Origin of the sequence: Stenotrophomonas sp. ZAC14D1_NAIMI4_1 (assembly GCF_003086775.1) — a bacterium.
In the GTDB taxonomy this organism is placed as follows: domain Bacteria; phylum Pseudomonadota; class Gammaproteobacteria; order Xanthomonadales; family Xanthomonadaceae; genus Stenotrophomonas.
On the sequence record NZ_CP026001.1, the window covers coordinates 3,747,322 to 3,773,750 of the forward strand.

24 protein-coding genes are annotated in these 26,429 nt (G+C 67.9%); 7 read left to right on the forward strand and 17 right to left on the reverse strand.

Going from position 1 to position 26,429, the window contains the following annotated elements; all coding sequences use genetic code 11:
* Positions 1-134: 134 nt before the first annotated feature.
* From C1927_RS17195 to C1927_RS17205, 3 genes are all read right to left on the reverse strand, one after another.
* Positions 135-713: an LON peptidase substrate-binding domain-containing protein gene (locus C1927_RS17195; protein ID WP_079223110.1), complete on the reverse strand. Its 579-nt coding sequence runs from the start codon at positions 711-713 to the stop codon at positions 135-137.
* A complete protein-coding gene (mpl, locus tag C1927_RS17200; RefSeq protein WP_108747313.1) occupies positions 710-2,074 on the reverse strand; it encodes a UDP-N-acetylmuramate:L-alanyl-gamma-D-glutamyl-meso-diaminopimelate ligase in 1,365 nt (454 codons plus the stop codon). Before mpl ends, C1927_RS17195 begins: the two co-directional genes overlap by 4 nt.
* Before the next feature lie 330 nt (positions 2,075-2,404).
* The gene (locus C1927_RS17205) at positions 2,405-2,968 is read right to left on the reverse strand and encodes an adenylate kinase (RefSeq protein ID WP_079223114.1); all 564 of its coding nucleotides are present in this window, start codon (positions 2,966-2,968) and stop codon (positions 2,405-2,407) included.
* Positions 2,969-3,104: 136 nt separating this feature from the next.
* Between C1927_RS17205 and C1927_RS17210 the strand changes: the two genes are divergently transcribed.
* From C1927_RS17210 to C1927_RS17220, 3 genes are all read left to right on the forward strand, one after another.
* Positions 3,105-4,361, forward strand: coding sequence for a 6-phosphofructokinase (locus C1927_RS17210; protein ID WP_079223116.1), 1,257 nt, complete (start codon positions 3,105-3,107; stop codon positions 4,359-4,361).
* 183 nt (positions 4,362-4,544) lie between these two features.
* Positions 4,545-5,339 (forward strand): hypothetical protein, encoded by a 795-nt coding sequence (locus C1927_RS17215; protein ID WP_079223118.1) that lies wholly within the window; start codon positions 4,545-4,547, stop codon positions 5,337-5,339.
* Positions 5,340-5,465: 126 nt separating this feature from the next.
* Positions 5,466-5,858, forward strand: a complete 393-nt coding sequence (locus C1927_RS17220) for a DUF488 family protein (RefSeq protein WP_079223120.1) — start codon at positions 5,466-5,468, stop codon at positions 5,856-5,858.
* 98 nt (positions 5,859-5,956) lie between these two features.
* Here C1927_RS17220 and C1927_RS17225 read toward each other — a convergent pair whose 3' ends face one another.
* Positions 5,957-6,460, reverse strand: coding sequence for a hypothetical protein (locus C1927_RS17225; protein ID WP_108747314.1), 504 nt, complete (start codon positions 6,458-6,460; stop codon positions 5,957-5,959).
* Positions 6,461-6,726: 266 nt separating this feature from the next.
* Between C1927_RS17225 and C1927_RS17230 the strand changes: the two genes are divergently transcribed.
* A complete protein-coding gene (locus C1927_RS17230; RefSeq protein WP_079223124.1) occupies positions 6,727-8,754 on the forward strand; it encodes a sodium-translocating pyrophosphatase in 2,028 nt (675 codons plus the stop codon).
* 35 nt (positions 8,755-8,789) lie between these two features.
* Here C1927_RS17230 and C1927_RS17235 read toward each other — a convergent pair whose 3' ends face one another.
* The 5 genes from C1927_RS17235 to C1927_RS17255 are packed head-to-tail and all read right to left on the reverse strand — an operon-like array spanning position 8,790 to position 11,715.
* Entirely contained in the window at positions 8,790-9,509 is a 720-nt protein-coding gene (locus C1927_RS17235) for an energy transducer TonB (protein ID WP_079223126.1), read from the reverse strand.
* A complete protein-coding gene (gene exbD / locus C1927_RS17240) occupies positions 9,506-9,931 on the reverse strand; it encodes a TonB system transport protein ExbD (RefSeq protein WP_079223128.1) in 426 nt (141 codons plus the stop codon). The genes C1927_RS17235 and exbD overlap by 4 nt, the downstream gene beginning before the upstream one ends.
* Entirely contained in the window at positions 9,932-10,660 is a 729-nt protein-coding gene (exbB, locus tag C1927_RS17245; protein WP_079223129.1) for a tonB-system energizer ExbB, read from the reverse strand. It lies immediately after the preceding gene.
* On the reverse strand, positions 10,647-11,111 hold the full coding sequence (locus tag C1927_RS17250) for a YbaN family protein (RefSeq protein WP_079223130.1): 465 nt from the start codon (positions 11,109-11,111) through the stop codon (positions 10,647-10,649). Before C1927_RS17250 ends, exbB begins: the two co-directional genes overlap by 14 nt.
* 13 nt (positions 11,112-11,124) lie before the next feature.
* Positions 11,125-11,715: a biliverdin-producing heme oxygenase gene (locus tag C1927_RS17255; RefSeq protein WP_079223131.1), complete on the reverse strand. Its 591-nt coding sequence runs from the start codon at positions 11,713-11,715 to the stop codon at positions 11,125-11,127.
* Between the two features lie 109 nt (positions 11,716-11,824).
* Here C1927_RS17255 and C1927_RS17260 point away from each other — a divergent pair, with 109 nt between their 5' ends.
* A complete protein-coding gene (locus C1927_RS17260) occupies positions 11,825-12,082 on the forward strand; it encodes a DUF2789 domain-containing protein (protein WP_079223132.1) in 258 nt (85 codons plus the stop codon).
* Positions 12,083-12,179: 97 nt separating this feature from the next.
* Here C1927_RS17260 and C1927_RS17265 read toward each other — a convergent pair whose 3' ends face one another.
* The 5 genes from C1927_RS17265 to C1927_RS17285 all read right to left on the reverse strand — a co-directional run bounded on the left by C1927_RS17265 (position 12,180) and on the right by C1927_RS17285 (position 17,866).
* The gene (locus C1927_RS17265) at positions 12,180-15,095 is read right to left on the reverse strand and encodes a TonB-dependent receptor (protein ID WP_108747315.1); all 2,916 of its coding nucleotides are present in this window, start codon (positions 15,093-15,095) and stop codon (positions 12,180-12,182) included.
* 154 nt (positions 15,096-15,249) lie between these two features.
* Positions 15,250-16,206, reverse strand: coding sequence for a FecR domain-containing protein (locus C1927_RS17270; RefSeq protein WP_108747316.1), 957 nt, complete (start codon positions 16,204-16,206; stop codon positions 15,250-15,252).
* Positions 16,207-16,309: 103 nt separating this feature from the next.
* Positions 16,310-16,810 carry an RNA polymerase sigma factor gene (locus tag C1927_RS17275; RefSeq protein ID WP_079223135.1) on the reverse strand — a complete coding sequence of 167 codons (501 nt, stop codon included), beginning with the start codon at positions 16,808-16,810 and terminating at the stop codon, positions 16,310-16,312.
* An 82-nt stretch (positions 16,811-16,892) separates the two neighbouring features.
* Positions 16,893-17,369 carry a hypothetical protein gene (locus C1927_RS17280; RefSeq protein ID WP_079225364.1) on the reverse strand — a complete coding sequence of 159 codons (477 nt, stop codon included), beginning with the start codon at positions 17,367-17,369 and terminating at the stop codon, positions 16,893-16,895.
* Positions 17,369-17,866 (reverse strand): hypothetical protein, encoded by a 498-nt coding sequence (locus tag C1927_RS17285; protein WP_079223136.1) that lies wholly within the window; start codon positions 17,864-17,866, stop codon positions 17,369-17,371. The genes C1927_RS17280 and C1927_RS17285 overlap by 1 nt, the downstream gene beginning before the upstream one ends.
* A 186-nt stretch (positions 17,867-18,052) precedes the next feature.
* Here C1927_RS17285 and ppa point away from each other — a divergent pair, with 186 nt between their 5' ends.
* A complete protein-coding gene (gene ppa / locus C1927_RS17290; RefSeq protein ID WP_005410935.1) occupies positions 18,053-18,589 on the forward strand; it encodes an inorganic diphosphatase in 537 nt (178 codons plus the stop codon).
* 151 nt (positions 18,590-18,740) lie between these two features.
* Positions 18,741-19,862 carry an HDOD domain-containing protein gene (locus C1927_RS17295; protein ID WP_079223137.1) on the forward strand — a complete coding sequence of 374 codons (1,122 nt, stop codon included), beginning with the start codon at positions 18,741-18,743 and terminating at the stop codon, positions 19,860-19,862.
* 153 nt (positions 19,863-20,015) lie between these two features.
* Here C1927_RS17295 and C1927_RS17300 read toward each other — a convergent pair whose 3' ends face one another.
* The 3 genes from C1927_RS17300 to C1927_RS17310 all read right to left on the reverse strand — a co-directional run bounded on the left by C1927_RS17300 (position 20,016) and on the right by C1927_RS17310 (position 26,263).
* Positions 20,016-22,883 (reverse strand): TonB-dependent receptor, encoded by a 2,868-nt coding sequence (locus C1927_RS17300; protein ID WP_079223138.1) that lies wholly within the window; start codon positions 22,881-22,883, stop codon positions 20,016-20,018.
* A 49-nt stretch (positions 22,884-22,932) separates the two neighbouring features.
* Positions 22,933-23,832 (reverse strand): helix-turn-helix transcriptional regulator, encoded by a 900-nt coding sequence (locus tag C1927_RS17305; protein ID WP_079223139.1) that lies wholly within the window; start codon positions 23,830-23,832, stop codon positions 22,933-22,935.
* 115 nt (positions 23,833-23,947) lie between these two features.
* The gene (locus tag C1927_RS17310) at positions 23,948-26,263 is read right to left on the reverse strand and encodes a winged helix-turn-helix domain-containing protein (RefSeq protein ID WP_108747318.1); all 2,316 of its coding nucleotides are present in this window, start codon (positions 26,261-26,263) and stop codon (positions 23,948-23,950) included.
* Positions 26,264-26,429 lie beyond the last annotated feature (166 nt).

The window sequence follows — 26,429 nt, forward strand, 5'->3', positions numbered from 1 at the left end:
TGCCCGGCGGCGCTACCGGAACGCGGACCACGCCGTGATGGATCCGCCGGGCGTGGCCCGGCGCTACCGGAACGCGGAGGGGTAGCGCCGGGCCATGCCCGGCGGCGTAGATCCACGCCACGCGTGGATGGCTGTTACGGCATCCAGCCCAGCAACTGCTGCAGGCGCTGGTGCGGGTCGTCCATCTGCAGCAGCTGCAGGCGCTGCTGCTCGCCCAGCGGCAGCAGTTCGGCCAGCCGCCAGCCGACCCAGCTGGCCTGGTCCAGCAGCGCCGGGTTCGCCGGCGCATACGCCTCGCCCGCCTGCTCGATGATGTGCCCCAGCACCGTGGCCAGCAGCGCGTGCTGCGGCTTCAGTTCGTCATCGGGGTCTTCTTCGCACCAGCGCACATCGGCCACGACCAGGCCGTTGTCGCGCACGCGGGTACGCTCGACATGGAAGCGACGGGTGCCGCGCAGGCGCAGCTGCAGCACGCCATCGGCACCGACATCGAAATCCTCGATGCGCACCTGCACGCCGTAGGCGGCCGGGGTGGCCGGCTCCCCCACTTCCTGCCCTTCCAGGATCAGGCAGACGCCGAAGCCCTCGCCGCTGCGGCCGGTGTCACGCACCAGGTCGAGGTAGCGGCGCTCGAACACGCGCAGGCCAACCGCCGCGCCGGGCACCAGCGTGGTGTGCAGCGGGAACAGCGGCAGCGAAACGTCGGTACTCATCGGGCCTGCAGGGCGGCGAGGAAGCGGCGCGGAGCGCCGTCGAAGCCACCGTTGGACATGAACACCACGTGGTCACCGCTGCGCGCGCTGGACTGCAGCTGCGCCAGCAACGCGTCGGTGTCCGGCACGGCATGGGCCTGGCCACGCACGGCAGCGATCACCGCTGCGGCATCCCAGGCCAGTTCCGGCCGGTGCAGGAACACCACTTCGTCGGCCAGTCCCAGCGACGGCGCCAGCGCCTGCGCGTGCGCACCCAGCCGCATCGAATTGCTGCGCGGCTCCATCGCCACCACGATACGCGCGTCGCCGACCTTGGCACGCAGGCCTTCGAGCGTGGTCGCGATCGCCGTGGGGTGGTGGGCGAAATCATCGTAGACGGTGATGCCGTCGTGGCTGCCGATCACTTCCATGCGGCGCTTGACGCTGCGGAAGCGCGCCAGCGCGGGGATCACCTCGGCGGGGGCCACGCCCACCGCATGTGCGGCGGCCAGCGCGGCCAGGCCATTGAGCACGTTGTGGCGGCCCAGCAGTGACCAGTGCACATCGCCCAGCGCTTGCCCACGGTGATGCACGCGGAACGCGCTGCCATCGGCGGCCAGCAGCTCGGCATGCCATTCCAGCGCCGGGTCGAAACCGAAGCGCTCGACCGGGGTCCAGCAGCCCATCTGCAGCACCTTGGCCAGGTGCGCGTCCTCGCCATTGACGATCAGGCGGCCACGCGCGGGCACCGTGCGCACCAGGTGGTGGAACTGGCGCTCGATGGCCTCCACGTCCGGGAAGATGTCGGCGTGGTCGTATTCGAGGTTGTTGAGGATGGCCACCAGCGGCCGGTAGTGCACGAACTTGCTGCGCTTGTCGAAGAAGGCGGTGTCGTACTCATCGGCCTCGACCACGAACTCGCGGCCCTGGCCCAGGCGGGCGGAGACGCCGAAATCCTCGGCCACGCCACCGATCAGGAAGCCCGGCGAGCGCCCGGCGCTTTCCAGCAGCCAGGTGAGGATGGTCGTGGTGGTGGTCTTGCCGTGGGTGCCGGCCACGGCCAGCGTGTCGCGACCCGGCAGGACCTGCTCGGACAGCCACTGGGCGCCGGAGATATAGCGCTGGCCGGCATCGAGCACGGCTTCCACGGCCGGATTGCCGCGCGACAGGGCGTTGCCGATCACCACCTCGGCGGTGCCCGGCGGCACGCTGTCGGCGCGGTAGCCCTGGTCCAGGGCGATGCCCAGCTGCTCCAGCTGGGTGGACATCGGCGGATAGATGGCCTGGTCGCTGCCGCTGACCGTGTGGCCCAGTTCCCGTGCCAGGGCGGCCACGCCACCCATGAAGGTGCCGGCGATTGCAAGGATATGTACGCTGCTCATGACCGGGGATTGTGACCGATCACGGCTGTATAGGGCCATTGTCTGCAATGGGGTCAGACAACTCCTACACCGGTTGTGAGAAAACTCCAATCGTCTGTCAGGGAATTCCCGATAGCGCGGGTATGTGAACCCGTACACAATTCAGGAAGCCAGCCGTAGTACCCGAACCGGTCCTACTCCCCAAGAGGCCATCCCCAAGGGAGCTCATGCTGCGGAGCCCTGAGCAAGCTCATCGCTGGCACCTATGAAACGAAACAGGCCTGGTCCGCAAGGACCAGGCCTGTTTCGTCGTGGCTGCACGGTGGCCGGCACAGGGCCGGCCGACCGCCATCAGCCCTTGATCGCCGCCAGGATGCGGGCTTCGATCTCGTCCAGGTCACCGACGCCATCGACGCGGGCCAAGGTGCCACGGCCGGCGTAGAAGTCGACCACCGGGGCGGTCTGGTCGTTGTAGACCTGCAGGCGCTGGCGCACCGCTTCCGGGTTGTCGTCGGCGCGGCCCTGTTCCTGGGCGCGGCCGGCGATGCGCTCGACCAGCAGCTCGGTGGCCACGTCCAGCTGCACCACGGCATCCAGCGGCTGGCCGATCTTGGCCAGCAGGCCGTCCATCGCATTGGCCTGGGCCACATTGCGCGGGTAGCCGTCCAGGATGAAGCCCTTGGCGACATCGGCCTGGGTCAGGCGCGACTCCAGCATGCCCAGCAGGATGTCGTCGGACACCAGGTTGCCGGCATCCATCACCGCCTTGGCCTGCTTGCCCAGCTCCGAGCCCGCGGCGATTTCCGCGCGCAGCATGTCACCGGTCGAAATATGGGCGATGCCCAGCTTTTCCTTCAGGCGCGTCGCCTGCGTCCCCTTGCCCGAACCGGGCGGTCCCAACAGAACCAATCGCATTGACCTGACTCCAACGTGTTGAAAACAAAGAAAGTTCGCGCCCCGGACGGACCGGTATCGCTGCACCGCAATAGCGCCACTTTAGCGCATACGGGTAATGTCACTGCAATGTCCCCCTCACCGAGCAGGTAGAAGCATGCGCAACGGTACCCTCCTCTACGCCCAGTCCGGCGGCGTCACGGCGGTCATCAACGCCACCGCAGCGGCGGTCATCGAGCAGGCCCGGGCCAAGGGCATCAAGGTCCTGGCCGCCCGCAACGGCATCCTCGGCGCCCTGCGCGAGGAGCTGATCGACACCAGCAAGGAGAGTGCCGCCGCCATCCGCGCCCTGGCCCACACCCCGGGCGGCGCCTTCGGGTCGTGCCGGGTCAAGCTGAAATCGCTGGAGGCCGACCGGGCCCGTTACGACCGCCTGCTGGAGGTACTGCGCGCCCACGACGTGCGCTGGTTCCTCTACAACGGCGGCAACGACTCGGCCGACACCGCGCTGAAGGTCTCGCTGCTGGCCAAGGCCTCCGGCTACGACCTGACCTGCATCGGCGTACCCAAGACCATCGACAACGACCTGGCCGTGACCGACACCTGCCCGGGCTTCGGCTCGGCGGCCAAGTACACCGCGGTTTCCGTGCGCGAGGCCGCGCTGGACGTGGCGGCGATGGCCGAGACCTCCACCCGCGTCTTCATCTACGAAGCAATGGGCCGCCATGCCGGCTGGCTGGCCGCCGCCGCGGGCCTGGCCGGCAACGGCGAGGACGAGGCCCCGCACATCATCCTGCTGCCCGAGCGTGCCTATGACGAGGCCACCTTCCTGGCCAAGGTCAAGGCCGTGGTCGAGCGCGTCGGCTACTGCGTGGTGGTGGCCTCCGAAGGCATCGCCACCGCCGACGGCCGCTTCGTCGCCGATGCCGGCGGCAGCAAGGACTCCTTCGGCCATTCGCAGCTGGGCGGCGTCGCCGCGCACCTGGCGGGCCGGGTCAAGGACCAGCTGGGCCTCAAGGTGCACTGGGCCCTGCCCGATTACCTGCAGCGCTCGGCCCGGCACCTGGCCAGCAAGACCGACTGGGAACAGGCGCAGGCGGTGGGCAAGGCGGCCGTGCAGCTGGCACTGAAGGGCCAGAACGGGGTGATGCCGGTGATCGTGCGCAGCAGCGATGCACCCTACCGCTGGAAGATCGAGGCCGCGCCGCTGGCGAAGATCGCCAACCACGAGAAGAAGATGCCCGCCAGCTTCATCCGCCGCGATGGTTTCGGCATCACCGCCAAGGCGCGCGCCTATCTGTCGCCGCTGATCAAGGGCGAAGCCCCCCTGCCCTACGGCAGCGACGGCCTGCCGAAGTACGTCACCCTCAAGAACGTGGCGGTGAAGCAGAAGCTGGCCGCCTTCGAAGGTTGATCCACGTCACAACTTGCAGCCAAGGGCTCTTTCCAGCGGAAAGGGCCCTTGCTGGTTGGATTGCGGCGATCTGAGAAGCAGCCCACAATCGGGGCCCGGCCCGGGGCAAGGGGCCGATGCGTGCCAACCCGTCTGTCGCCCGCTCCTGCGGGCGCGTAGTGCCACACCACAAGGACTGTATCCATGAAGCGCCAGACCTTCCTCGCCGTGCTGCTGTGCACGGCTGCCGCGCCCGCGTTCGCCGCGACCTGCGAAGCCAACTTCCAGAAGAAGGGCAACCCCTTCACCGGCACCACCTTCACTTCGTCGGTCAGCCACCCGGACCTGAGCGTGGCCAGCGCCATCGGCCAGATGCGGGTCATCGCCAAGAACGCCAACATGGACGTGCTGAGCGAGGACATCGAAGGCGGTTCGATGCTGATCGAAGAACCGGAGAGCATGGCGCACAAGCCGATCCCGATGATCATCAGCGCCACCTCCGAAGGCGGCCAGGGCACCGTTGCCATGGTGGTGAAGGTCAACAAGGGGGCCATCGCCTCGGCTGACGGCGTCCGTACCGAGATGTGCAAGCTGCTCAACCAGGTCAAGCCGGGCAAGGCCGGTGACCAGGCTGCCAAGGCCACGCCGCAGGCATCGGCAGTGACCATTGCCGCCGACCGCTTCGGCTTCCAGCTGCGCAACCAGAACAAGGACAACCCCGCTGCGATCGAGCCGCGCTACAAGGGCAAGACCTACGTCATCACCGGCCGCATCGCCTCGGTGCTGAAGAGCGGAGGCACCTACAACACCACCTTCGACCTGCCCAGCGATGGCAGCATCGATTTCGAGCGCGTGGCCATCTCCTGCTCGTTCGCTGCCAACCAGACCGCTTATGCGCTGTCCCTGCGCCCGCGCGAGAAGGTGACGCTGACCGGCGTGGTCGACAACTACGACCAGATCGGCCGCGTGCTGTGGCTGAAGGACTGCCGCGGCAACTGACCGCCGCCGGCATCGCATGACCGAAGGCCCGGGCGCGCAAGTGCCCGGGCCTTCTGTTTGCGGCCCGGTTCACGCCTGCGGCACGTCACGGGCGCGAAGATGCGGTCCTGCGCAAGGAGAAACAGCATGGCCCTGCATGTGGTCCGTCTTGGCAGCCCGCGCACGCCCGGTGAGGGCCTGCGCATCGGCACGGTGCGGCGGCCGCCACGTGGCGTGGCGCGCAGTGAATTCGCCCGGCAGGACTGGTATGACGTCTGGTTTCCGACCCTGGCCCCCAGCCCGGAGCTGGTGAAACAGGCCCACGGGGCGACGACCGCGGCGGACTGGAATGCCTTCTTCCGCCACTACAAGGCCGAAATGAAGGCGCCCGATGCGGCGCATGCACTGGATCTGCTGGCGGCGCTGTCGCAGCACAGCGACATCGCCGTGGGGTGCTACTGCGAAGACGAGGCGCACTGCCACCGCACGGCACTGCGCGAGCTGCTGGTTGCGCGCGGGGCGAAGCTGGCCGGGGAGTAGATCCACGCCATGCGTGGATGAAACACGGGTGCCGACATCGGTGCCGACCAACGGTCGGCACCCACCGATAACTCACCGATGGCCGGCACCCACCTGTATCAATTACAGGCCTTGCCTTCCACCTGCAGCTGCGCGGCGAACATCGTCACCTGCGGAATCTTGCCGGCGGCGGCCTGCTTCTTTGCCTCTTCCAGGTAGATGCGCGACTGGCCCTGGCCATCCAGCGCCTGGGTATTGTTGACCGGCAGGCGCCACACCCGCACCACTGCCTGCTGTGCCGGGCAGGCGGCATTCGGCACGCGGATCACGTCGTTGAGCTTCCAGCCCTTGTCGGCACTGGGCTGTGCCTTGACGTAATCAACGAAGCGGGCGCGCGGCTGGCACTGTTCGCTGGTACGCACGGCGGAGAAGCGGTACGGCTCGGCGGCCTGGCCGGTGAACACGCCTTCCAGCCGCGCGCAGGCCTCGGGAATCTGCCGCAGGGTGTGCACGGCGCCCACCGCCTGCGGGGCACCGACCGCCCGCTGCAGTTCAGGCGTTTCCGCGGCCAGCACGGGCATGGCCGGCACCAGGGCGGCAAGCATCAGCAGGGACAGGCGCATGGGGAATCTCCGTCAGGACTGTGCGCAGGCTTGCAGAGCGTGGCTTAACGGGGTGCAAAGGATGGCGCGAAGGGGCAAGTCGAGCATGGCTCGACTCTACAAGAGCCGGGACGCATACTGCGGGCACCAGGGAATGCTGAACACCGCCATACGTCGGACGACCGTTCCGGTCGGCACGGGTTGGTTCCAGGCTGCAACCCGTCGTCCCCCTCGTGGTGCCGTTCATCGCCACTGGATGCTCACCATCCATTCTGCGGAGGGGTCTGATGCTGGAACGTCATGGGCTGTCACTGGCGCTGGGCTGCGCCATTCTCGCGATCCTCTACGGGATCATCTCGGCGCGCTGGATCCTGCGCCAACCCACCGGCAATGAACGCATGATCGCGATCGCCACCGCGATCCAGGAAGGCGCGCGTGCCTACCTCAACCGCCAGTACCTGACCATCGGCGTGGCCGGCGTGGTGCTGTTCGTGCTGGTCGGCGTGTTCCTCAGCTGGTACACCGCCATTGGTTTCGCTGTCGGTGCGGTCCTGTCCGGTGCGGCCGGCTACATCGGCATGAATGTCTCGGTCCGCGCCAACGTGCGCACCGCCGAGGCCGCACGCAACGGCATCAGCGCGGCGATGGACGTGGCCTTCCGCGGCGGTGCCATCACCGGCATGCTGGTGGTCGGCCTGGGCCTGTTGGGCGTGGCCGGCTACTACGCACTGCTGCTGCGCATGGGGCTGCCGATGGAACAGGCGCTGCACGCGCTGGTCGGCCTGGCCTTCGGTTCTTCGCTCATCTCGATCTTCGCGCGCCTGGGGGGCGGCATCTTCACCAAGGGCGCTGACGTCGGCGCCGACCTGGTGGGGAAGGTGGAAGCCGGCATTCCCGAGGACGACCCGCGCAACCCGGCAGTGATCGCCGACAACGTCGGTGACAATGTCGGCGACTGCGCCGGCATGGCTGCCGACCTGTTCGAGACCTACGCGGTCACCGTCATCGCCACGATGCTGCTGGGCAGCCTGATGCTGAGCGAAGCCGGTGCCAATGCGGTGCTTTACCCGCTGGTGCTGGGCGGGGTGTCGATCATCGCTTCGATCATCGGCGCACTGTTCGTCAAGGTGAAGCCGGGCGGCTCGATCATGGGCGCGCTGTACAAGGGCGTGATCGTCTCCGGCGTGCTGGCCGCCATCGCGTTCTACCCGATCACCACCGGGCTGATGAACGACAACGTGCATGGCCCGATGGCGCTGTATGGCTGCGCACTGATCGGCCTGGTGCTGACCGGCCTGATCGTGTGGATCACCGAGTACTACACCGGCACGCAGTACAAGCCGGTGCAGCACGTGGCGCAGGCCTCGACCACCGGCCACGGCACCAACATCATCGCCGGCCTCGGCATTTCGATGAAGTCCACCGCCCTGCCCGTGGTCGCCGTGTGTGCGGCGATCTGGGGTGCGTATGCGCTGGCCGGCCTGTACGGCATCGCCATCGCCGCCACCGCGATGCTGTCGATGGCCGGCATGATCGTAGCGCTGGATGCCTACGGACCGATCACCGACAACGCCGGCGGCATCGCCGAGATGGCTGAGCTGCCCTCGGACATCCGCGACATCACCGACCCGCTCGATGCGGTGGGCAACACCACCAAGGCGGTGACCAAGGGCTATGCGATCGGTTCGGCGGCGCTGGCCGCGCTGGTGCTGTTTGCCGATTACACCCACAACCTGCAGACGGCCAACCCCGGCCAGGAGTTCCGCTTCGACCTCAGCGACCACACGGTGATCATCGGCCTGCTGATCGGCGGCCTGATTCCCTACCTGTTCGGTGCGATGGCGATGGAAGCCGTCGGCCGCGCGGCCGGTGCGGTGGTGGAGGAAGTACGCCGCCAGTTCCGCGAGATCCCCGGCATCATGCAGGGCACCGCCAAGCCGCAGTACGACAGGGCCGTGGACATGCTGACCCGCTCGGCCATCCGCGAAATGATCGTGCCTTCGCTGTTGCCGGTGGCCGTGCCGGTGGTGGTGGGCCTGCTGCTGGGGCCGCGCGCGCTGGGCGGCCTGCTGATCGGCACGATCGTCACCGGCCTGTTCGTGGCCATTTCAATGACCACCGGCGGCGGCGCCTGGGACAACGCCAAGAAGTACATCGAGGATGGCCACTTCGGCGGCAAGGGCAGCGAGGCGCACAAAGCCGCGGTGACCGGTGACACCGTCGGTGACCCGTACAAGGACACCGCCGGCCCAGCCATCAATCCGCTGATCAAGATCATCAACATCGTGGCGCTGCTGCTGGTGCCGCTGCTGTAGATCCACGCCATGCGTGGATGGCAGGCCGGGCGGGATCAGCGGCCGCGCAGGTGGAACGCCACGGGCACCATCACTTCCACCGGGTCGCCGGCCACTTCGGCCGGCGGCACCGGAACCGGGCTGGCGCGCTGCACGGTTTCCAGGGTTTCCTGGTCCAGCAACGCGAAGCCACTGCCGCGCTCGATGCGCGCGGCGGACACGCGCCCGTCGCGGTACACGGCAAACCGCACATACACCACGCCCTGCTGGCGCAGGCGCTCGGACTGGCGCGGGTAGCGCCGGTGCTGCTGCAGGTGGCCCAGCAACAGGCCCTGCCAGGTGGCGTTGGCGCGGCTGCGCTCGCCAGCGGTGGTCTGCTGCGCGGCGTATCGCGTGGCAACGTCGGCGGGAACCTCCGGCGGTGCGGTGCTGCGCTCGACATTGGCGTCCGCGCTGTCCTGCGCCGTGCTGGCCGGCACCTGCGGCTTCGGCGGCAGATCCCCCTGCGGCTGCGGCGGCACCTTGGGCACGGGCGGCGGTTGCGGCGTGGTCTCGCGGCGCTGCTGTTCCTGCTGCAGCGGCCCGGTCGGCAGCGCGCGTGGCGGTGCCGGTGGCGCCTGCACGGTCGGTGCCAGCTCCAGCATCAGCGCGGCCGGTGGCGCTGCCGTGGGCGCCGGTGTCGCGCGCGCATGCCACCACCACACGGCGCTGGCCAGCACCGCGTGTGCCAGCAGCACGATCGCCAGGCTGGTCGCCCAGCGCCGCAGCGTGCTCATCGTGCGCCCTGCTCCAGGCCAACCAGGGCCACCTTCAGGTAACCCGCCGCACGCAGTGCATCGAGGGTGGCCATCAACTCGCCATAAGGCACGCGCTGGTCGGCGCGCAGGTAGATGCGCTGCTCCGCATCGCCGTGCGTGGCCGCCTGCAGCGCAGCGGACAGCCCGTCGCGCGCGACCGGCATTTCGCCCACGCGCAGTGACAGGTCGGCCTGCACGGTCACGTACACCGGTGCCTGATCGCTGGGCGTGGCCTGCGCGCTGCTGGCCGGCAGCTGCACCGGTACCGACACGGTGGCCAGTGGCGCGGCCACCATGAAGATGATCAGCAGCACCAGCATCACGTCGATGAAGGGCGTGACATTGATCTCGTGCGCTTCTTCGGGCGTGTCGTCGCGGTCGGATGCGGTCCTGATCGCCATTCAGTGCACCGCACGCAGTGCACTGGCCGGGGCACGCGCAGCGGCACGGTCCAGATCGCGCGAAACCAGCTGCTGCACCGCCGCCGACAGATCACCCAGCAGGCCACGCAGGCCAGCCAGCACGCGGCTGAAGTGGTTGTAGACCAGCACGGCAGGAATCGCCGCGACCAGGCCCAGAGCGGTGGCCAGCAACGCCTCGGCGATGCCCGGTGCAACCACGGCCAGGTTGGTGGTGTTGCTGTGGGCGATGCCGATGAAGCTGTTCATGATGCCCCACACGGTGCCGAACAGGCCCACGAACGGCGCCACCGCACCGATGCTGGCGAGTACGCCGATGCCGCGCCGCTGCACGCGTGCGGTGTCCAGTTCCAGCCGGTCCAGGCGTGAGGCGACGCGTTCCTTGATGCCGTCGCGGCACGCCAGGTCCTGCGACAGGCGCAGTTCGCTGCGTGCCGCCTCCAGCATCGCCGCCGCAGTGCCTTCGGCCAGCGCAGCATCCACATCGCCGGCGGGCAGGCTTGGCGCCTCCAGCAGCCGCGCGCGGGCCGCACGCAGCGCGCGCGCCTGCCGCGACAGCTCCCAGCCCTTGGCCAGCAGCACGGTCCAGGTGGCCAGCGAAGCGACGGCAAGCAAGATCATCACGGCTTTGACCACCACGTCGGCGGCCAGGTACATGCCCCACGGGGTCAGGGCGGAAGTGGCCAGGGGCGCCAGGTCAGCAGGCAGCATCGTCGGGGTTTCCATCAGAATCATGAGGAGACGCGCGGCGGCGGGCCGCGCGGGGTTCGGCATCGTCCACTTCCACCAGCGGGGTGGGATCGAGCCGGGGCGCTGGCCGGCTCAGGACGTAGCCGGCGCTGGCCGCAAAGAACAGGCCCACGCCCAGCAGCAGCCGCCAGGACGGATGCGCGCCCCAGCAGAACAGCGCGAAGCCCACCGCCATGCCGGCGCTGGCGAACGCCTTGCCCTTGCCCGACACCGCCCCCTGCTCGCGCCACAGGCGCAGCGAGGGGCCATAGCGCGGATGGGCCAGCAGGCGCTGCTCGAACTTCGGCGAACTACGGGCGAAGCAGCCCACCGCCAGGATCAGGAAAATGGTGGTGGGCATCACCGGCAACAACGCACCGATCACGCCCAGGCCGACCATCAGCCAGCCCAGCGCGAACCAGAGCCAGCGCATCAGCGATGGCCGCTCATGCGCCGAATTCCACTTCGACATGGCCATGCACGCTGCGGAAGGCAGCGTCGGCGGCATCGATCACCTGCTGTTCCTGCTCGGCCGACAGCGGCACCGCGTCCAGCGCCGCCGTGAACTCGCGCCAGTGGCGGGCGGCGCCATCGGGGTGTGCCGCCAGGTGGCGGGCGCCGAAATCACGGTCCAGGCCCAGCGCGGCGGCCATCTTGTACAGCACCGTGCCGCCCAGGTTGGAGCCTTCGGCCACGTACAGCCAGCCCAGCGCGGCCGGCAGCGGCAGGTCCGCAGCCAACGGCGCGATGTCCTGGCCCGGCAGGGTCTGCTCGAGATCCTGCAGGTCGTTGCGCACCTGCTGCAGGCGGCGGCGTTCGTGCAGGGCCGGCAGCAGTGCGTCCAGTGCGGGGCTGGCATAGAGCGCATCAATGCTGCGGTGGAAACGGTACTGCACGCGCAGGAAGCGGGCGAAGTTGCCACGGTCGGCGAAGATGTCGCCGGCCATGATGCGCTTGTCGAGCGCGCCATGGCTGTCACGGGTGGCGGCCTTCAGGCGCACGCTGCGGCTGTCGTCGGGGGAAGTTGTCGCGGTCATCGGGGGGTGCCAGGGGGAAGCGTCGATCATGAGACGTGCCACGAGGGGGTTCCCCCAAGGCGGCATGCGCCGATAATGCAGCTTACCTTTCCCCTCCAGGCAGCATCCGATGATCACCACCGAACCGAGCATGACCAACCTGTTCCTGCAGCTGGGCCTGGACGCCAGCGCCGAGGCCATTGCCGGGTTCATCGCCGGCCACCAGCTGGCCAACGGCGTGGAAGTGGCCGATGCCGCGTACTGGAGCGATGCGCAGCGCCAGTTCCTGGCCGAATCGCTGCAGGCCGATGCAGCCTGGAGCACCGTGGTGGACGAACTGAATGAAGCGCTGCACGAAGACGCGGTGAAGGCCGCGACCGGGCGGTAAGCGCGCCCTGCAGCCCTGCCGGGGTCGGAGCCCTTTCCGCTGGAAAGGGATCCGACCCCGGTTTTTCAGTAGATCCACGCCATGCGTGGATGGCCGGTCAGTACTTCCAGGTCAACGCCAGGCGCGCGGTGCGGCCCGGGGCCGGCATCACGCCCAGGGCCAGCGGGTCCAGGTAGTAGCGGTCGGTCAGGTTGTCGACGTTGGCTTCCACCGACAGCTGGTCGTTGAAGCTCCAGCTGGCGAACACGTCCACCAGGGTGGTCGGCCGGTACAGCTGCTGGATCGCCGACAGGCCGACGTTCCATTCCTTGTCCAGCTTGCTGATCGGGCCGGCGTTGTGGACCACGCGGGTACCGAAGGTCAGCCGCTCGTCGAACAGGCGCGAACCGACGGTCAGGTTGACCATGTAGCGCGGCGGGTTCTGCGTGTTCGAGTACGAACCCTCGAATCCACCATCGACGCAGTCGGGCGTGTTGGCCAGTTCCTCGATCCTGCGCTGCACGCCATAGGCGCGACGCTCGGCGGCGATGTCCGGTGCGCAGGTCTTGGCCTTGAAGTAGTAGTGCGCCGACAGGTCGGCGAACAGCTTGCCGCTGTCATAGCTGGACTGGAACTCCAGGCCCGACACCTTGAACTGGTCGACGTTGCGGATCAGGCCGGCCGACAGCGTGCGGTAATCGCGGGTGATCAGGTCGTCGATGCGGGTATCGAAGTAGGCCAGCTTCAGCGCCAGGCGGTCACCGGCGATGAACAGGTCGTGGCGGATGGTGCTGGCGCCCAGTTCCCAGCTGCGCGCACGTTCGGGCTTGAGTTCGGCCACCGGTTTGGCCGCGGTGAACAGCCCCAGGGTGGTCTCGAACAGGCTCGGCAGCTTGGTGCCTTCGGCGTACTTCAGGTAGACCATGCTGTCTTCGCTGAAGCGGAAGGCGACGCTGGCGGTCGGCGAGAAGGCGCTGTCGCGGCGGCGGATCGGCTTGGACCAGGTCCAGCTGACCGGCACTTCCAGGTCTTCGGCATCATCGGCGTCGTAGAAGTTCCAGCCGCCGATGTCGGCCACGGTACCGCGCTCGTAGGGCGAGGCCAGCAGCGAGTCCTGGGTGAAGTTGCCGTTGGCATCGGGGTACCAGTTCAGCAGGGCGATGCGCTTGGCCCGCCACGACGGCAGGCTCGGGTCGCCGTTGAGCAGTTCGGTGTAGCGGTACTGGCCCTGTACCTCGTACTTGTCCGGGGTGGCCAGGCGGTTGCGGTCGTGCACGTCCACGCGGTTCCAGCGGCCACCGGCCTGCACTTCCCAATGCTCGTCCGGCGCCCACTTCAGCGAGGCCACGGCACTGTATTCCTTGCGCTCGGCGTTGCGCAGGAAGCGGTTGTTGACCAGGTCATCGTGCATGATCGGGCCGGAGCTGCCCGGCGCGATGTCCTCGTCGCTGTAGGCCAGGCCATAGTCGAGGGTGAAGCGGCCGGCGCCGGTCTCGAAGATCGAGGTGTTGCTGGCGTCCAGGCCGAAGCGCTTCTGCCGCAGCGGATTGCGGTAGGCGTCCTTGTAGCCGGGGTTGCCGCTGAAGCTCGGTGCGTCGTACCACTCGGTGCGGCGGTCGTAGTACCACGGGGTGATGCCGGTCAGGTTGTTGTACATCACGCTGTCGGTATCGGTGTACCAGGCGTTGATGCGCAGGTCGACCTTGTCGCTGTCCGGGTTGAAGCGGTAGCGCGCGCTGTAGCTGTCCATGTCGACGTGGCCCGGGTCCCACTGCGGCACGCGGTCGCGGTCCACGCGGATGATCTGCGAGGCCATGATCTCGCCCGCCGTGCCTTCATAGCGGCGGTAGCCCAGCTCCAGGGTCTGCACATCATCGATGCGCCAGGTGCCCTTGAGCAGCGCCGACTTCGACCGCGAGGACGTGTTGAACACTTCCGTGCGCGGCGGGTTCAGCGGTGCCAGCGTGCGCCGCGTCTGCGGAAAATCGTCGTAGCCGTGCTTGCCCGCGAAGTAGTTGCCGTTGTCGCGATACGCATAGGCGGCGACCAGGTCGAAGCGATCCCAATGGCCGGCGGCGGCGACGTTGAAGAACTGGCTGCCACTGGCGCCACGGTCGGTGCGCGGTGCGGCGTCGTAGCCCGGCAGGTTGTTGGCGCTGTTGTTGGCCAGGCCGCCACGCACGCGTACGCCGACATCGCGGCCTTCGCGCAGGACGTCATCGACGTTCAACGTCTCCATTTCCACCACGCCACCGATGCCGCCGGAGGCGTTGGCCTGCAGGCTCGGGCCCTTGGTGATGGTCAGCCGCGAGATCAGGTCAGGGTCCAGGTAGGTGCGCTGCGACTGGCCGGCGTAGCCACGGTAGGTGTCCATGCTGGACTGGCCGCCGTCGATGATGACCGGCACGCGGCTCTGCCCCTGGATGCCGCGGATGTTGACGTCGAAGCCGTTGCCCACGCGCGGATCGCCCGCAGTGACGCCGGCCACGCCCTTGACGATGTCGCCGTTGGACGTGCCGCGGAAGCGTTCCAGCTGGGTACGGTTGATCGTGGTGGTGGAACCGACGCTGCGGTAGCTGTCGAGCAGGCGCGCTTCATCGCTGACCGCACCGCCTTCGATGTGCTCGCCGGACACGCTCAGCGTGTCGGTGACGATGACGCCGCTGCCAGCCTGTGCCGGCGCCGCTTCCAGCGTCACCGCGTCGCTGCCGACCCGCCGCGCGACCAGGCCGCTGCCCTGCAGCAGGCGCGACAGTGCATCACTGGCCGACAGCGTGCCGCTGACCGCCTGCGAGGTGACACCGTTGCCGAGCGTGGCCGGATAGGCCACCTGCACGCCGGACTGGCGCATGTAGGCGCGCAGCGCGCCATCCAGCGGCTGGGCAGGAATGTCGAAGCGCAGCAGCGCGGCGGGCGCGGTGGTGCTGGACTGGGCCAGCACGGTCGGCGCGGTGCCGGCCAGGCCAGCGGCGAGCAGGGCGATGCACAGACGGGACGGGCGCGGTGCGCGGCCCGGACGACGGAAGTCGGACATGGGAAACCTGTGAGGGGAACGGAGCCGCGGGCGCGGCGTCATCCGCGCGGGGCGCGGACACAACGACGTACGTGGCGGCGGCGGGTACGTTCGCTGGTAGGACGAATGGGGCGCGGGGAACCCCAAGGCCGATTCATCCACGCATGGCGTGGATCTACCGGTGGACGATGGCTACGCCCAAGGGCAGGCGGGTGACCTGCAGGCCCGCGGTCGCGGCCAGCGTGTCCAGCGCCTGTTCCGGCTGGTCGATGCGCAGGGCCGCGCTGACTGCCGGCAGGTGCGACAGGTCACCGCGCACGAAGGTCGGGCCACGGCGATAGCGGCCCACCTCCTGCACGGCATCGACCACCGTGGCGTCATCCAGCAGCAGCTCGCCCTGGCGCCAAGCGCCGACGCGGTCGGCAGCCACGTCCGCCAGGCGGGTCACGCCGCTGTGTGCGCCGTACATCGCGCGCTGCCCCACCTGCAGGTAGGTCCAGCCGCCATCGATCGGGTTGGCCACGCGCACCCGTCCCTGCCCCACTTCGGTTTCCACAGTGCTGTCATGGCGGGCGACGGTGAACGCGGTGGAGATGTCTTCGACCACGCCATTGCCGGCGGCCACGCTGAAGCGGCGCTGCGCATCCGGGGTCACCTCGAACCAGGCGCGACCCTGCAGCAGCTCGATACGGCGGGCGCGTGCATCGAAGTGCACGGCAATGGCGCTGTCGGCATCGAGCACCGCACGGCTGCCGTCGGGCAGCTGCACCGCCTGCACCTGGTGGTTGCTGCGATGGTCGGCCTGCAGGCGCAGCCAGGCGTCGGGGGCGGTTACCAGCAGCGCCAGAGCGGCGGCGGCGGCCCAGTGCAGGCGGCGACGGGAACGCACACGCCCACGCGCCACTGGAAGCGTTGCGGCTGTGGCCGCTGCCACCGGCGATGCGCCGAGGCTGCGCCACAGGCGCCGTTCGTGCTCGAAGGCACGACGATGCCCTGGCTGCGCCAGCCACTGCTCGAACGCCTGCATGCGCGCATCGCTGTGCTCGCCGGACGCCAGGAACACGATCCAGTCCCGGGCCTGTTCGGCCACGGGGTCGTCTGCGCGGGCGCTGGAAGGAGAGTGCGGGCTCATCGGCTGGCAGGCGGGCGCGGTCAGGCGCAGTGGAAAGGACGGAACCGCACTGCGGCCCGTGGATCAAGACGTTCGTCGTGCAGCGGCCCCCAAGGGCGATTGATCATCGACCCTCGCGGGCCCAGGCCAACCGGGCCAGGGCGCTGCGCACGTGGTTTTCCACCGTGGTGACCGACACTCCCAGGCGGCGGGCGATCTCGGCCTGGGTCAGCCCCTGCAGCCGGTTGAGGCGGAAGATGGTGCGGGTCGGCTCGGGCAGGTGCCCGGCGGCATCCAGCACCCGCTGCAGCTCATCCTGGGCCATCACCTGATCCTCGGTGGACACCTCGTCCTCCTCCTGCCACAGGTAGTGCTCGGCCAGCAGGCGGTTGCGGCGCGTCGACTCGCGGCCATGGTCGGTGGCCAGGTTGATCGCCAGGCGGTACAGGTAGGCCCGTGGGTTGTCGATGCACTGCTGGTTGTCGACACCACGCGCCTTGAACCAGACCGCCTGGATCACATCCTCGGCACCACTGTCGCCGCCGAGGATGCGCTGCACCCGGCGCAGCAGCGCCGGCCGTTCACGGATCAGCAGTTCGGTGAGGGTGGCGGCATTGGAAGGCATGCGCGGAGGACGGGACAGACGGGGGCGGCGCGCATGCTACTCCGTAAATGCGAATCAGTCACGTTTGCATCGATTGCCGGGCCTACAGGCAATCGACCAGCGCGTCGTAGACACTGGTCGAGGCACCGGGCAGTGGCACGTCGATGGAATCCCGAGGCGGCACCGTTTCCAGCGCGTGCAGCAGGCTCTCCAGGGGCGTGCCCTCCGCCAGCGGCAGCACGCAGGCATAACTGCGCAGATCCACCTCGATGCTGCCGTCATCCAGCACCGAGGTGTTGCTGCCCGCGAACGTCCAGGTGCAACCCGCCACCTGGCCACTGGCCCGCTCCACCGAACAGCGCAGGCGCATGGCCTGCAGGTTGTAGTACTCGCCTTCGCAGAAGGTGTCGCCGCAGACGTCGTCGAAGCCGGCCACCAGTGCACGTTCAACGCCGCGGAAGCGCTCCCAGCCACTGCCCTGGTCCGGATACAGCCGCGCATCGACGTAACGGTCCCCGGCGAGGGCGGGCACGCCCGCCAGGAACAGTGGCAGGCCGATCATCCATCCCAGGACGCGCATCATTGCACCCTCCCATGGTTGCCTGGCCCCTGCAGGCACCCCAGCAGACCGTCAAACAGGCCCCGGCCCAGGCCGGGGAATGGCGCCTCCACCCCGTCCGGCCCCGACAGCACCGCGTGGAACTCTTCCACCGGTACGCCCGGCTGCAGGTCCACAGGACAGACCCAGCGGCCATTGTCCACCTCCACTTCGCCGGTATCCGGCTGCACGCGCAGCTCGCTGGCGGCCACCACCCAGGCGCAGCGGTCGACCACGCCGGCCTGCCGCTGCACCGCGCAGCGCACCTGCATCACCCGGTAGTTGGTGTAGTCACCGGCGCAGATCGTATCGGCGCAGATCCGGTCAAACCCCTGCATCAGGGCAGCTTCCAGGTCGTAGAAGCGGTCCCAGTTGGCCTCGCTGGTGGGGAAATCGATCAGATCGACATGGCTGCCGGCAAGCGCCGGCGGGGTAACGGACAACAGGACGGCAAGGCCACAGCAGCGTATCCAGGTCATGGCGGCGTTCCTCGGGAATGAAGCCACAGCCTGCCCCGCCCCACGCACCGGCCCCATCGGGGAACCCCGCTCCGGCACCTCCGGCGGGGACCACTACGAAGGTCGGCGCTGCCCTACCCTGCACAGCGCCCGGCAAAGGCATAAAATGGTCAGCTATCCGTCCACATCCCCCACCTGGAGCACACCATGGGTCTGGAACTCGTCTCGCCCGGCAAGAACCCGCCGGAAGAAATCAACGTCATCATCGAGATCCCGAAGGACTCGGAGCCGGTGAAGTACGAAGTGGACAAGGAAACCGGCGCGATCTTCGTCGACCGCATCCTGTCGACCCCGATGCGCTACCCGTGCAACTACGGCTACGTGCCGAGCACCCTGTGCGGCGATGGCGACCCGGCCGACGTGCTGGTGGTGCTGCCGCTGCCGCTGGTCCCGGGCTCGGTCGTGCGCTGCCGTCCGGTCGGCGTGCTGAAGATGAGCGATGAAGCGGGCAGCGACGAGAAGATCCTGGCCGTGCCGGTCTCGAAGATCTTCAGCGGCTACGCCCATGTCGAAGACATCGCCCAGGTGTCCAGCCACTGGCTGGAGCGCATCGGCCACTTCTTCGAGCACTACAAGGACCTGGAAAAGGGCAAGTGGGTCAAGCTGGACGGTTGGGGTGGCGCGGCCGAGGCCAAGCAGATCCTGATCGAGGCGCACCAGCGCCACCTCGACAGCAAGGCCTGAGCCTGAACAGGATCGCTCCGGTGCTGCGCGCCGGAGCGATGCTGGTCACGTTTCAACACTGCGGGCCATCACTGTTGGCGCCGTATTAGGTAAATTGCGTCACTTCACACGTCATCGACGCACACCGTCGAGACAGCCAGGGGAATGTGTCGTGCGTATTCTGCTAGTTGGGGATTCAGCCAGCCTGCCGGCTGAGCTGAGCGAATTCATTGCCGATCTTGGGGAAGAATGGCAACCGCTGACCGCCGTCGATGGCCACACTGCGATGACCGCGGTGGCTGCGCAGGGCGTGGATGCGGTAATCGTCTGCCCGCAGCTGCCCGACCTCAACGCAACCACGTTGCTCGGCCAGATCCGCACGCTGCGGCCTGAAACCATCCGTATCGCGCTGGTCGATGCCCAGCACGGCAACCGGCCGCCGCCGGCGCGCCTGATCGGCGTGGCCCACCGCTTCCTGCCGCTGCCGCTGGCGCCGGAAGTGCTGCTGGAAGCGCTGACCAGCCTGGAAGAGCTGCGCGACGTGCTGGACAGCCCGCGCCTGCGCGATGCCATCGGCCGCATCGAGAAGCTGCCCTCGCCGCCGCACCTGTACCTGAGCCTGACCCAGGCGCTGGAACATGACGACGACACCGACAGTGCCGACGTGGCCAAGCTGGTTGCCGCCGATCCGGCGATCGCGGCCAAGGTGCTGCAGCTGTCCAATTCGGCGTTCTTCAGCCAGGGCCGCACCATTGCCGACCTGCGCACCGCGGTGACCCGCCTGGGCCTGGCCACGCTGCGTGACCTGGTGCTGGCCAGCGAGGTGTTTTCCGCACCGACGCTGTCCACTGCCGAGCGCAATTCGCTGCAGCAGCGCGCGCTGATGGCCTCGCGCCTTGCCGCGCGCCTGCTGCCCGAATCCAGTGCCGAGCTGGGCGCGACGGCCGCCCTGCTGGCCGATATCGGCCTGCTGCTGCCGGGCGTGCGCAACGAGCGCAGCGAACCGGCACTGGCCGACGATCCGCGCCCCGGCCATGCCGAGGCCGGTGCCTACCTGCTGGGCCTGTGGGGCCTGCCGATGCCGATCATCGAAGCAGTGGCCTTCCACCTGCAGCCGCAGCGTGCCAACACGCGCAGCTTCTGGGTGACCGGTGCGGTGCACGTGGCCCTGGCGCTGGTCAACGGCGACCCGGTGGACGAGGACTACCTGCAGCGTGCCGGCGTGCTGAACAAGCTGCCGCAGTGGCGCGAGCATGCCAACAGCCTGATGGGGCTGGTACCGACCGAAGCCTGAGCCTGGCGGCGCGGGCAAAGACCAGGGGGCAGGCCGCGAGGCCTGCCCTTTTTTCATGGGCGGGCGCCACACGCCAGGCGCCGCACAAAGAAAGAGGGCGGACCTTGCGGCCCGCCCTCCTCTACTACGTACCTATTGCGACGCTTCGATGGATCAGAAGCGCTGGGTGTACTTCATGTACAGGAAGCGACCCACGTCGAAGCCACCGTAGTAGGCGAACGACGAGTTCGGGGCCGAGTACATCAGCGGACCCTTGTGATCGAACACGTTGTTGGCGCCCAGGGCGATGGTGGCATCCCACGGTGCCTTCCAGCTGACCTGCAGGTCGTGGAAGGTGTTGGAGCCGGTCTTGCGCAGCGGATCAGCCTCGCCATTGGCGTAGTGGTTCGGCGCATTGCACCAGAACTCGCCGGTGTCGATGCAGCTTTCCTTCATGCCCGAGTAGTAGCGAGCGGTGTAGTTCACGCCGAAATCGCCGTACTGCCAGTTGACGCCCAGGTTCGAACGCACGCGGAACAGGCCGGCTTCGCCGACACGACCGATCATGATGTTGTTGCCTGCAGCGTTCTGGCCCTGCTCGTCGTACTTGGACATGTAGCTGGTCGTCCAGTCGATGTTGAACTGGCCGATGGCCAGCTCCGGCAGGCGGTACTTGACACCCAGGTCGTAACCTTCGGTTTCCATCTTGCCGAGGTTGGCGGTGCCGTAGGTGATGGCGCTCACGTGGCCGTCATCGGCACGGACGACGTCCGCGCAACGGGCCGAGTTGCCCAGCACGTAGCAGTCACGCAGGATGCGGTCGACGCTGTCAGCGATGATCATGTCGCTGATTTCGTACTTGTACCAATCCAGCGACAGGTCCAGGCCCTGCACGAACTGCGGGCTCCACACCAGGCCGAAGGTGGTGCTCTTCGAGGTTTCCGGCTTCAGGTTCGGGTTGGCACCGGAGACGAACTGGTCACCCGACTGGCACGGCAGGGTCGAGCAGACCTTGTTGCCCTGGCCAACCTGGGTGTAGCCCACCGGCACGCCGCCGGCGTTGCACGCAGCGTTGCCGTTGACCGAGCCCGGAGCGCTGATGCCGCAGGGATCGATGTACGACTCGAAGCTCGAGCTCAGGCCACCGTACAGGTCGCTGATGGTCGGGGCGCGGAAGCCTTCGGCGTAGGTGCCGCGGACCAGCAGGCCGTCCATCGGACGCCAGGTCAGGCCGAACTTGCTGTTGGTGGTGCCACCGAAGTTGCTGTAGTCCGAATAACGGCTGGCAACGTTCAGGGTCAGTTCCTTGGCGAAGGCCACGTCAGCCAGCAGCGGCACGTTCAGTTCGAGGTAGACCTCGTTCAGATCGTACTCACCGCGGGTCGGCTTCTGGCCCAGGCCGGTGGACTGGCCCGACTGTGCGAAGGCGTCCGGCACGTAGCTGCCTTCTTCCTTGCGGTGCTCGACACCCAGGGCGAAGCCCAGGTCACCGGCCGGCAGGGTCACGATGGAACCGGCCAGGTTGGCGGTGAAGCTGGTGGTCTTGGTGATGCCGCGGGTGGTGAAGGTCGGGAACAGGAAGTCCTGCAGTTCCTGGTCAGCCAGCGAACCCTGGCCTGCAACGCCGTACGGCAGCAGCGGGTTCCACGGGCGGCAGCCCGACAGCGACGGGTCCAGCACGCCCTTGACGCCGCACTGGGCGACACCGTTGTCGTCGATGTACGAAGCGCCCAGTGCCTGGCGGGCACCGATCAGGCTCATGTCACCGCGGTTGGTCTTGATCGACTCGTTGCGGTTCCACAGTGCGCCGACGTCCCAATCGAAGGTCTTGCCGGCGAAGTCGAAGTAGCCGCTGACGGTCGGCGCGAAGCGCAGGGTCTTCAGCTGGCTGTCGGTGGTACGCGGCACTTCCCACAGGCGACGGCGGAAGCTGACGTCCTGGCCCTTCACCGGGTTGAAGGCGCTGCTGCCGCTCAGCGGGGTGTTGATGTCCGTCGAATTGGACTGGTACGGGTAGCCGGCGATCTGCTGGAACGTCTGGCGCTCGTTGTAGAGCAGGTCAGTGTTCAGGCTGATCGAATCGGTGAAGTCGTAGGTGCCGTTGATGTAGACCGACTTGCGCTTCACGCCGGTCAGCAGGGTCATCTGCTGGTTGGCGTTGGAGTACTCGTCTTCGGTCAGCTCGTGGTAGTCGGCTGCGTTGGTCGGGTTGCCACCGGCGTTGAGGGTTTCCCACACCGCGGTTTTGGACGTGCGCGAGCAGTCGTACAGGGTCGGGTTGCACCAGGTGCTGTTCTGGCTGATCGGGCTCCAGTCAGCCGAGGTCGAGTTCGGACCCAGCGAGCCGTCACGGCTGTACCAGCGGTCCTTGGCCCACACCGGATCCTGCTTGTTGTATTCGGCCGACAGGGTCAGGCTGCCGCGCTCACCGCGGGCACCCAGGGTCATCGAATAGGTTTCGGTGTCGCCGTCGCCGTTGCCGTACTGGCCAACGTAGACCTGGGCTTCGCCACCGTCGAAGTTCTTGCGGGTGATCACGTTCACGACGCCGGCGATGGCATCCGAACCGTAGATCGAGGACGCGCCGTCCTTCAGGATCTCGATGCGCTCAACGGCCGACATCGGGATCTGGCTCAGGTCCTGCAGGCCAGCGGTGGAAGCGCCCAGGCGCTTGCCGTTCATCAGCACCAGGGTGCGCTCGGCGCCCAGGTTGCGGATGTCGACGTAGTAGCCGCCGACGTTCTCGCCCGAAGCCAGCGACTCCGAACGGGAGATGGCCGGGGAGCCGGCCGAAGTGAGGTTGTTCAGCACGTCAGCGACGCTCGAGAAGCCCTGCTTTTCCAGGCTTTCACGGGTCATCGTCAGGATCGGCTGCTGCGTCTCCATGGCGGCGCCGCGGATGCGCGAACCGGTGACCGAAATACGATCGAGGTCGGTGGTGCCAGAAGCCGCTTCCTGGGCGGAAGCAAACGCAGGCGTCAGCGCCAGCGCAATGCCGGCCGGCAGCAGGCCGAGACGCACTGCGGGATTACGGAAGTTCATCAATCTCTCCAAGGTACGTGTTAGCAGCGTGTTAAAACACCCCAGCACGTTACGATTGCGTTGCAGCGCTGTATTTGCGCGACACACCCGGAGACTTTGCCGATTGTGGCGGAAGCTTCGCGCCGTTTTCACGAAAACGCGAAGCAGAGGTGCCATAGCGCGCGCGGAAGGCGCGGGCGAAGCTGCAGCAGTTGTCGAAGCCGCTGGCGGCGGCCACCTCGCCCACCATCATGTCGGTGTCGCGCAGCAGGTCTGCGGCACGCTCCAGGCGCAGGCGTGCGGACAGCGACTGCGGGCTTTCCTCGTACAGGCTCTGGAAGGTCTTGGAGAGGTACCAGCTGGAGAAGTTGGTCAGCTCGGCCAGTTCGCCGATGCGCACCACGCGGTGGCTGTTGCCTTCCAGGTACAGGCGGGCGCGCTGCATGCGGCCGAATACCTGGCGCTTGCGGCTGCGCGAGCGGCCCGGGCAACGCTGCACGTTGTCCGCCATGCTGCGCTGCAGGCCGGCCAGGTGCAGCAGCAGCGGGCGCAGTGCCGGCGCCGGCAGGCCATTGGCCAGCGCATCACGCCACAGGCGCAGGCCGACACGGGCGTCGCTGCGGCTCATCCGGCCGCGCCCTGCGTACAGGCCGCAGTCGGCCATCTCGGCCAGCACGCGCAGCGCTTCGGCGTTCAGGCTCAGGCCCACGCACAGGCCGTTGCGGCCGGCCTGCACCAGCGGGCGCGATTCCTTCTCGAACGCGATCCATTCGCCCTGGCGCAGCCGGAAGCGGCCTTCCTTCGCCTCGACCCAGGAGGTGCCACGCACCTGCATCCACACCGTGAAGCTGGTGCCGGAGGTCTGCAGGCTGCCGAGACGGGCCACGCCCAGGCAGGTCGGCGAGACGTCGTCGATGGCCTTGTCGAGGGACACGGTTTGGCCGCGATCGGCCAGGGAGAGTTGACGCATGGAGGCACCACGGATTTGCCAAGTACAGGCCACCGTTTTGCCTAATCAGGTGCCTCCGCGTCAGGAAAGTCTGACGAGATCGCCACGAATTCGCGACGAGATCCCCACGAAGAAGTTACGAAGGCCCATTCTCTTTGAAAATCATAAACTTGCTGAAGGCCGGAAACAGCGGCGGTGGCTGCCGGGGCAGGCGCATGACGCCAATGTCGGCGCCGTCACTGACCGCCAGGGCGAGGTACAGGTCGTTTCCGTCAGCGCTGGCGCTCAGGCCATTGCCAGCACTCAGCCGCTGCGCATCCAGGCAGCGCTCCGGCTGCTCCTGGCCATCGCGCATGCGCACCAGCGTGGTGGCGCAGGCATTGCTCGTGCCCAGGTAATCAACACCGCCCTGCCCCGCCACGGTCCAGGTCCGGTAGCGCCAACGGCTGGGCCGGTCCTGGCTGATCTGCTGGACGCTGTCCGGCGCCAGGGCCGGATCGATCGACCACAGCCCGCTTGCGGCCAAGCGGGTGAACACCACGCGCCCGCCGCTGCGGTCGAAGCGGGCCTGGGACACGCCTTCCAGGCTGGCCAGGCGCCGCCACGGTTGGCTGCTGCGGTCGAACAGGCTCAAGCGGGTGTGCTGGTCCGCATCACGCTCCAGCACCAGCAACTGGTCCGGCGCCGCCCCGTACAGGACCTGCAGGGGCTGCTCGACCGGCACTGGCAGCAGCTGCAGCCGCTCGTCGCGGGGAGCGATCTCATAGACCACCGCCTTGCCATGCTCATCGCGGCCTACCACCAGCACCTGGCGGCTGTCCTCGGACCAGTCCGGGGCCTGCCGGCCTTCCGGGCGCAGCCCTTCGATCGGCCGCAGCGAATCAGGCCGCTGCAGGTCCGCCCACCACAGCGCGAAGCTGCCGGAACGGTCGGAACTGAAGACCATCTGGTGGCCATCGGGGGCAAGCATCGGCTGCCCGTCACGCCCACTGGAGGCAAACAGGCGCTCGCTGGCGCCGGTCGACGGCATCCTGAACACGCCGAACTGAGCGCGGCGATGGACGAAGGCGAGCATGTCGCCGCGTCGCGACACCGCCGGCCACTGCGCATCATCCAGGCCGGCATCACGCAGGGTGCGCCGTGCCACGTCCAGGTAGTACAGGCGCGCTTCGCTGTCCACGCGGCGGCCGAACACGATGCTGCGGCCATCGCCGAGCCAGGCCCAGCCGCGCAGTTCCGCTGCCTCGTTGGTCAACTGCTCGGGCGTGCCGCCCGCAGCCGGCACACGCCACAGATCGCCCAGCTGCGGGTTGCGCACGAACACCAGCCAGCGGCCGTCCGGCGAGTAACGCGGCGCGTAGTCGAAATCGTCCTCGTCCACGGCGTAATCGAGCGCACGCCACTGCCCGGTGGGCAGGTCCAGCACGCGGATGCCGCGATGGGCGTAACGGCCCACCATGCTGCCGAACACCAGGCCACGGCCATCAGGCGTCCAGTCGAAGCTCAGCAGTTCGGTGCCATCACAGCGGGTGGCCTGGCGCAGCGCGCCGCCGGTGGCACTGGCCACCAGCACCTGGCAGCTGCCGCCAGCGCCGAAACGCGCAAAGGCGATCTCGCGGCCATCCGGCGACCAGGTGGGGAAACGATCGTTGGCACCTTCCGGCGGCGACAGCAGCTGGCGCGCCGGCGCATTGCCTGAGGTCTGCACCTTGATCGCGTTGCCGCCCTTGCCGTCCTCGTTGGCGCCTTCATAGGCAACCTGCGAACCGTCCGGCGACAGCGTGGGATAGGTCTCGAATCCAGCGGTTGCGGTGATCAGCCGGTACGGGCGCTCGGGGCTGCCGATCACGCGCGTGCCGTCTTCCACGGCGGCATCCACCGGCGAACTCACCGGCGACGGACGCCGCACCAGCAGCACGGTCATCACCAGCAACGCCAGCAACATGGCAATGCCCAGCGCCAGCAGCAGGCGCCGGCGCCAGTGACGCCAGCGACGGCGTGCCAGCGACTGCGCAGCAGCCGGCGGCGCTGCCAGCGCAGCATCGATGGCTTCGGCCAGCGGCGGCGTTGCGTCTTCAGCGCCTTCCGGCGCTGCATCGGCCAGCACCTGCACCGGTACAAGCAATCGATAGCCGGTCTTGGCGATGGTTTCGATGTACGCCTGGCCGTTGTCCTGGTCGGTGCTGAACGCCTTGCGCAGCTGCGTCACGGCCTGGGTCAGCACATCGTTGGTCGGCAGCGTATCCGGCCACACTTCGGCGAACAGTTCTTCGCGCGTGACCACGCGCCCGGGTTGACGCAGCAGCACGCGAAGCACGCCCAACGCCTTCGGCGTCAGCCGACGCGGACGACGCGCGCCCACGACATCGACCTCTCGCGAGGACAATGTCACGGTGCAATCGCCGATGCGTATGCGATCGGCTTCAGGCGGCTGGGTTTCGCTGCTGGTCATCTGCTGCTACAGGTTTGAAACGGGCCACGGAAACAACGATGGGTCGATACCACTCAGTCCGGGGCACAGCGAGAAGCCAGATTCCGCAAAAAGCATCAGCGCATACCGCAAAAAAAACCAAGCCGACGAATATTAGCCTATGCAGGTTACCTCGCCTACGCGTGGA

What these genes read in the sequence shown, in the direction of transcription:
- C1927_RS17195 (WP_079223110.1), bottom strand. Translation starts at nt 713, where the DNA reads ATGAGTACCGACGTTTCGCTGCCGCTGTTCCCGCTGCACACCACGCTG.
- mpl (WP_108747313.1), bottom strand. Translation starts at nt 2,074, where the DNA reads ATGAGCAGCGTACATATCCTTGCAATCGCCGGCACCTTCATGGGTGGC.
- C1927_RS17205 (WP_079223114.1), bottom strand. Translation starts at nt 2,968, where the DNA reads ATGCGATTGGTTCTGTTGGGACCGCCCGGTTCGGGCAAGGGGACGCAG.
- C1927_RS17210 (WP_079223116.1), top strand. Translation starts at nt 3,105, where the DNA reads ATGCGCAACGGTACCCTCCTCTACGCCCAGTCCGGCGGCGTCACGGCG.
- C1927_RS17215 (WP_079223118.1), top strand. Translation starts at nt 4,545, where the DNA reads ATGAAGCGCCAGACCTTCCTCGCCGTGCTGCTGTGCACGGCTGCCGCG.
- C1927_RS17220 (WP_079223120.1), top strand. Translation starts at nt 5,466, where the DNA reads ATGGCCCTGCATGTGGTCCGTCTTGGCAGCCCGCGCACGCCCGGTGAG.
- C1927_RS17225 (WP_108747314.1), bottom strand. Translation starts at nt 6,460, where the DNA reads ATGCGCCTGTCCCTGCTGATGCTTGCCGCCCTGGTGCCGGCCATGCCC.
- C1927_RS17230 (WP_079223124.1), top strand. Translation starts at nt 6,727, where the DNA reads ATGCTGGAACGTCATGGGCTGTCACTGGCGCTGGGCTGCGCCATTCTC.
- C1927_RS17235 (WP_079223126.1), bottom strand. Translation starts at nt 9,509, where the DNA reads ATGAGCACGCTGCGGCGCTGGGCGACCAGCCTGGCGATCGTGCTGCTG.
- exbD (WP_079223128.1), bottom strand. Translation starts at nt 9,931, where the DNA reads ATGGCGATCAGGACCGCATCCGACCGCGACGACACGCCCGAAGAAGCG.
- exbB (WP_079223129.1), bottom strand. Translation starts at nt 10,660, where the DNA reads ATGCTGCCTGCTGACCTGGCGCCCCTGGCCACTTCCGCCCTGACCCCG.
- C1927_RS17250 (WP_079223130.1), bottom strand. Translation starts at nt 11,111, where the DNA reads ATGCGCTGGCTCTGGTTCGCGCTGGGCTGGCTGATGGTCGGCCTGGGC.
- C1927_RS17255 (WP_079223131.1), bottom strand. Translation starts at nt 11,715, where the DNA reads ATGACCGCGACAACTTCCCCCGACGACAGCCGCAGCGTGCGCCTGAAG.
- C1927_RS17260 (WP_079223132.1), top strand. Translation starts at nt 11,825, where the DNA reads ATGATCACCACCGAACCGAGCATGACCAACCTGTTCCTGCAGCTGGGC.
- C1927_RS17265 (WP_108747315.1), bottom strand. Translation starts at nt 15,095, where the DNA reads ATGTCCGACTTCCGTCGTCCGGGCCGCGCACCGCGCCCGTCCCGTCTG.
- C1927_RS17270 (WP_108747316.1), bottom strand. Translation starts at nt 16,206, where the DNA reads ATGAGCCCGCACTCTCCTTCCAGCGCCCGCGCAGACGACCCCGTGGCC.
- C1927_RS17275 (WP_079223135.1), bottom strand. Translation starts at nt 16,810, where the DNA reads ATGCCTTCCAATGCCGCCACCCTCACCGAACTGCTGATCCGTGAACGG.
- C1927_RS17280 (WP_079225364.1), bottom strand. Translation starts at nt 17,369, where the DNA reads ATGCGCGTCCTGGGATGGATGATCGGCCTGCCACTGTTCCTGGCGGGC.
- C1927_RS17285 (WP_079223136.1), bottom strand. Translation starts at nt 17,866, where the DNA reads ATGACCTGGATACGCTGCTGTGGCCTTGCCGTCCTGTTGTCCGTTACC.
- ppa (WP_005410935.1), top strand. Translation starts at nt 18,053, where the DNA reads ATGGGTCTGGAACTCGTCTCGCCCGGCAAGAACCCGCCGGAAGAAATC.
- C1927_RS17300 (WP_079223138.1), bottom strand. Translation starts at nt 22,883, where the DNA reads ATGAACTTCCGTAATCCCGCAGTGCGTCTCGGCCTGCTGCCGGCCGGC.
- C1927_RS17305 (WP_079223139.1), bottom strand. Translation starts at nt 23,832, where the DNA reads ATGCGTCAACTCTCCCTGGCCGATCGCGGCCAAACCGTGTCCCTCGAC.
- C1927_RS17310 (WP_108747318.1), bottom strand. Translation starts at nt 26,263, where the DNA reads ATGACCAGCAGCGAAACCCAGCCGCCTGAAGCCGATCGCATACGCATC.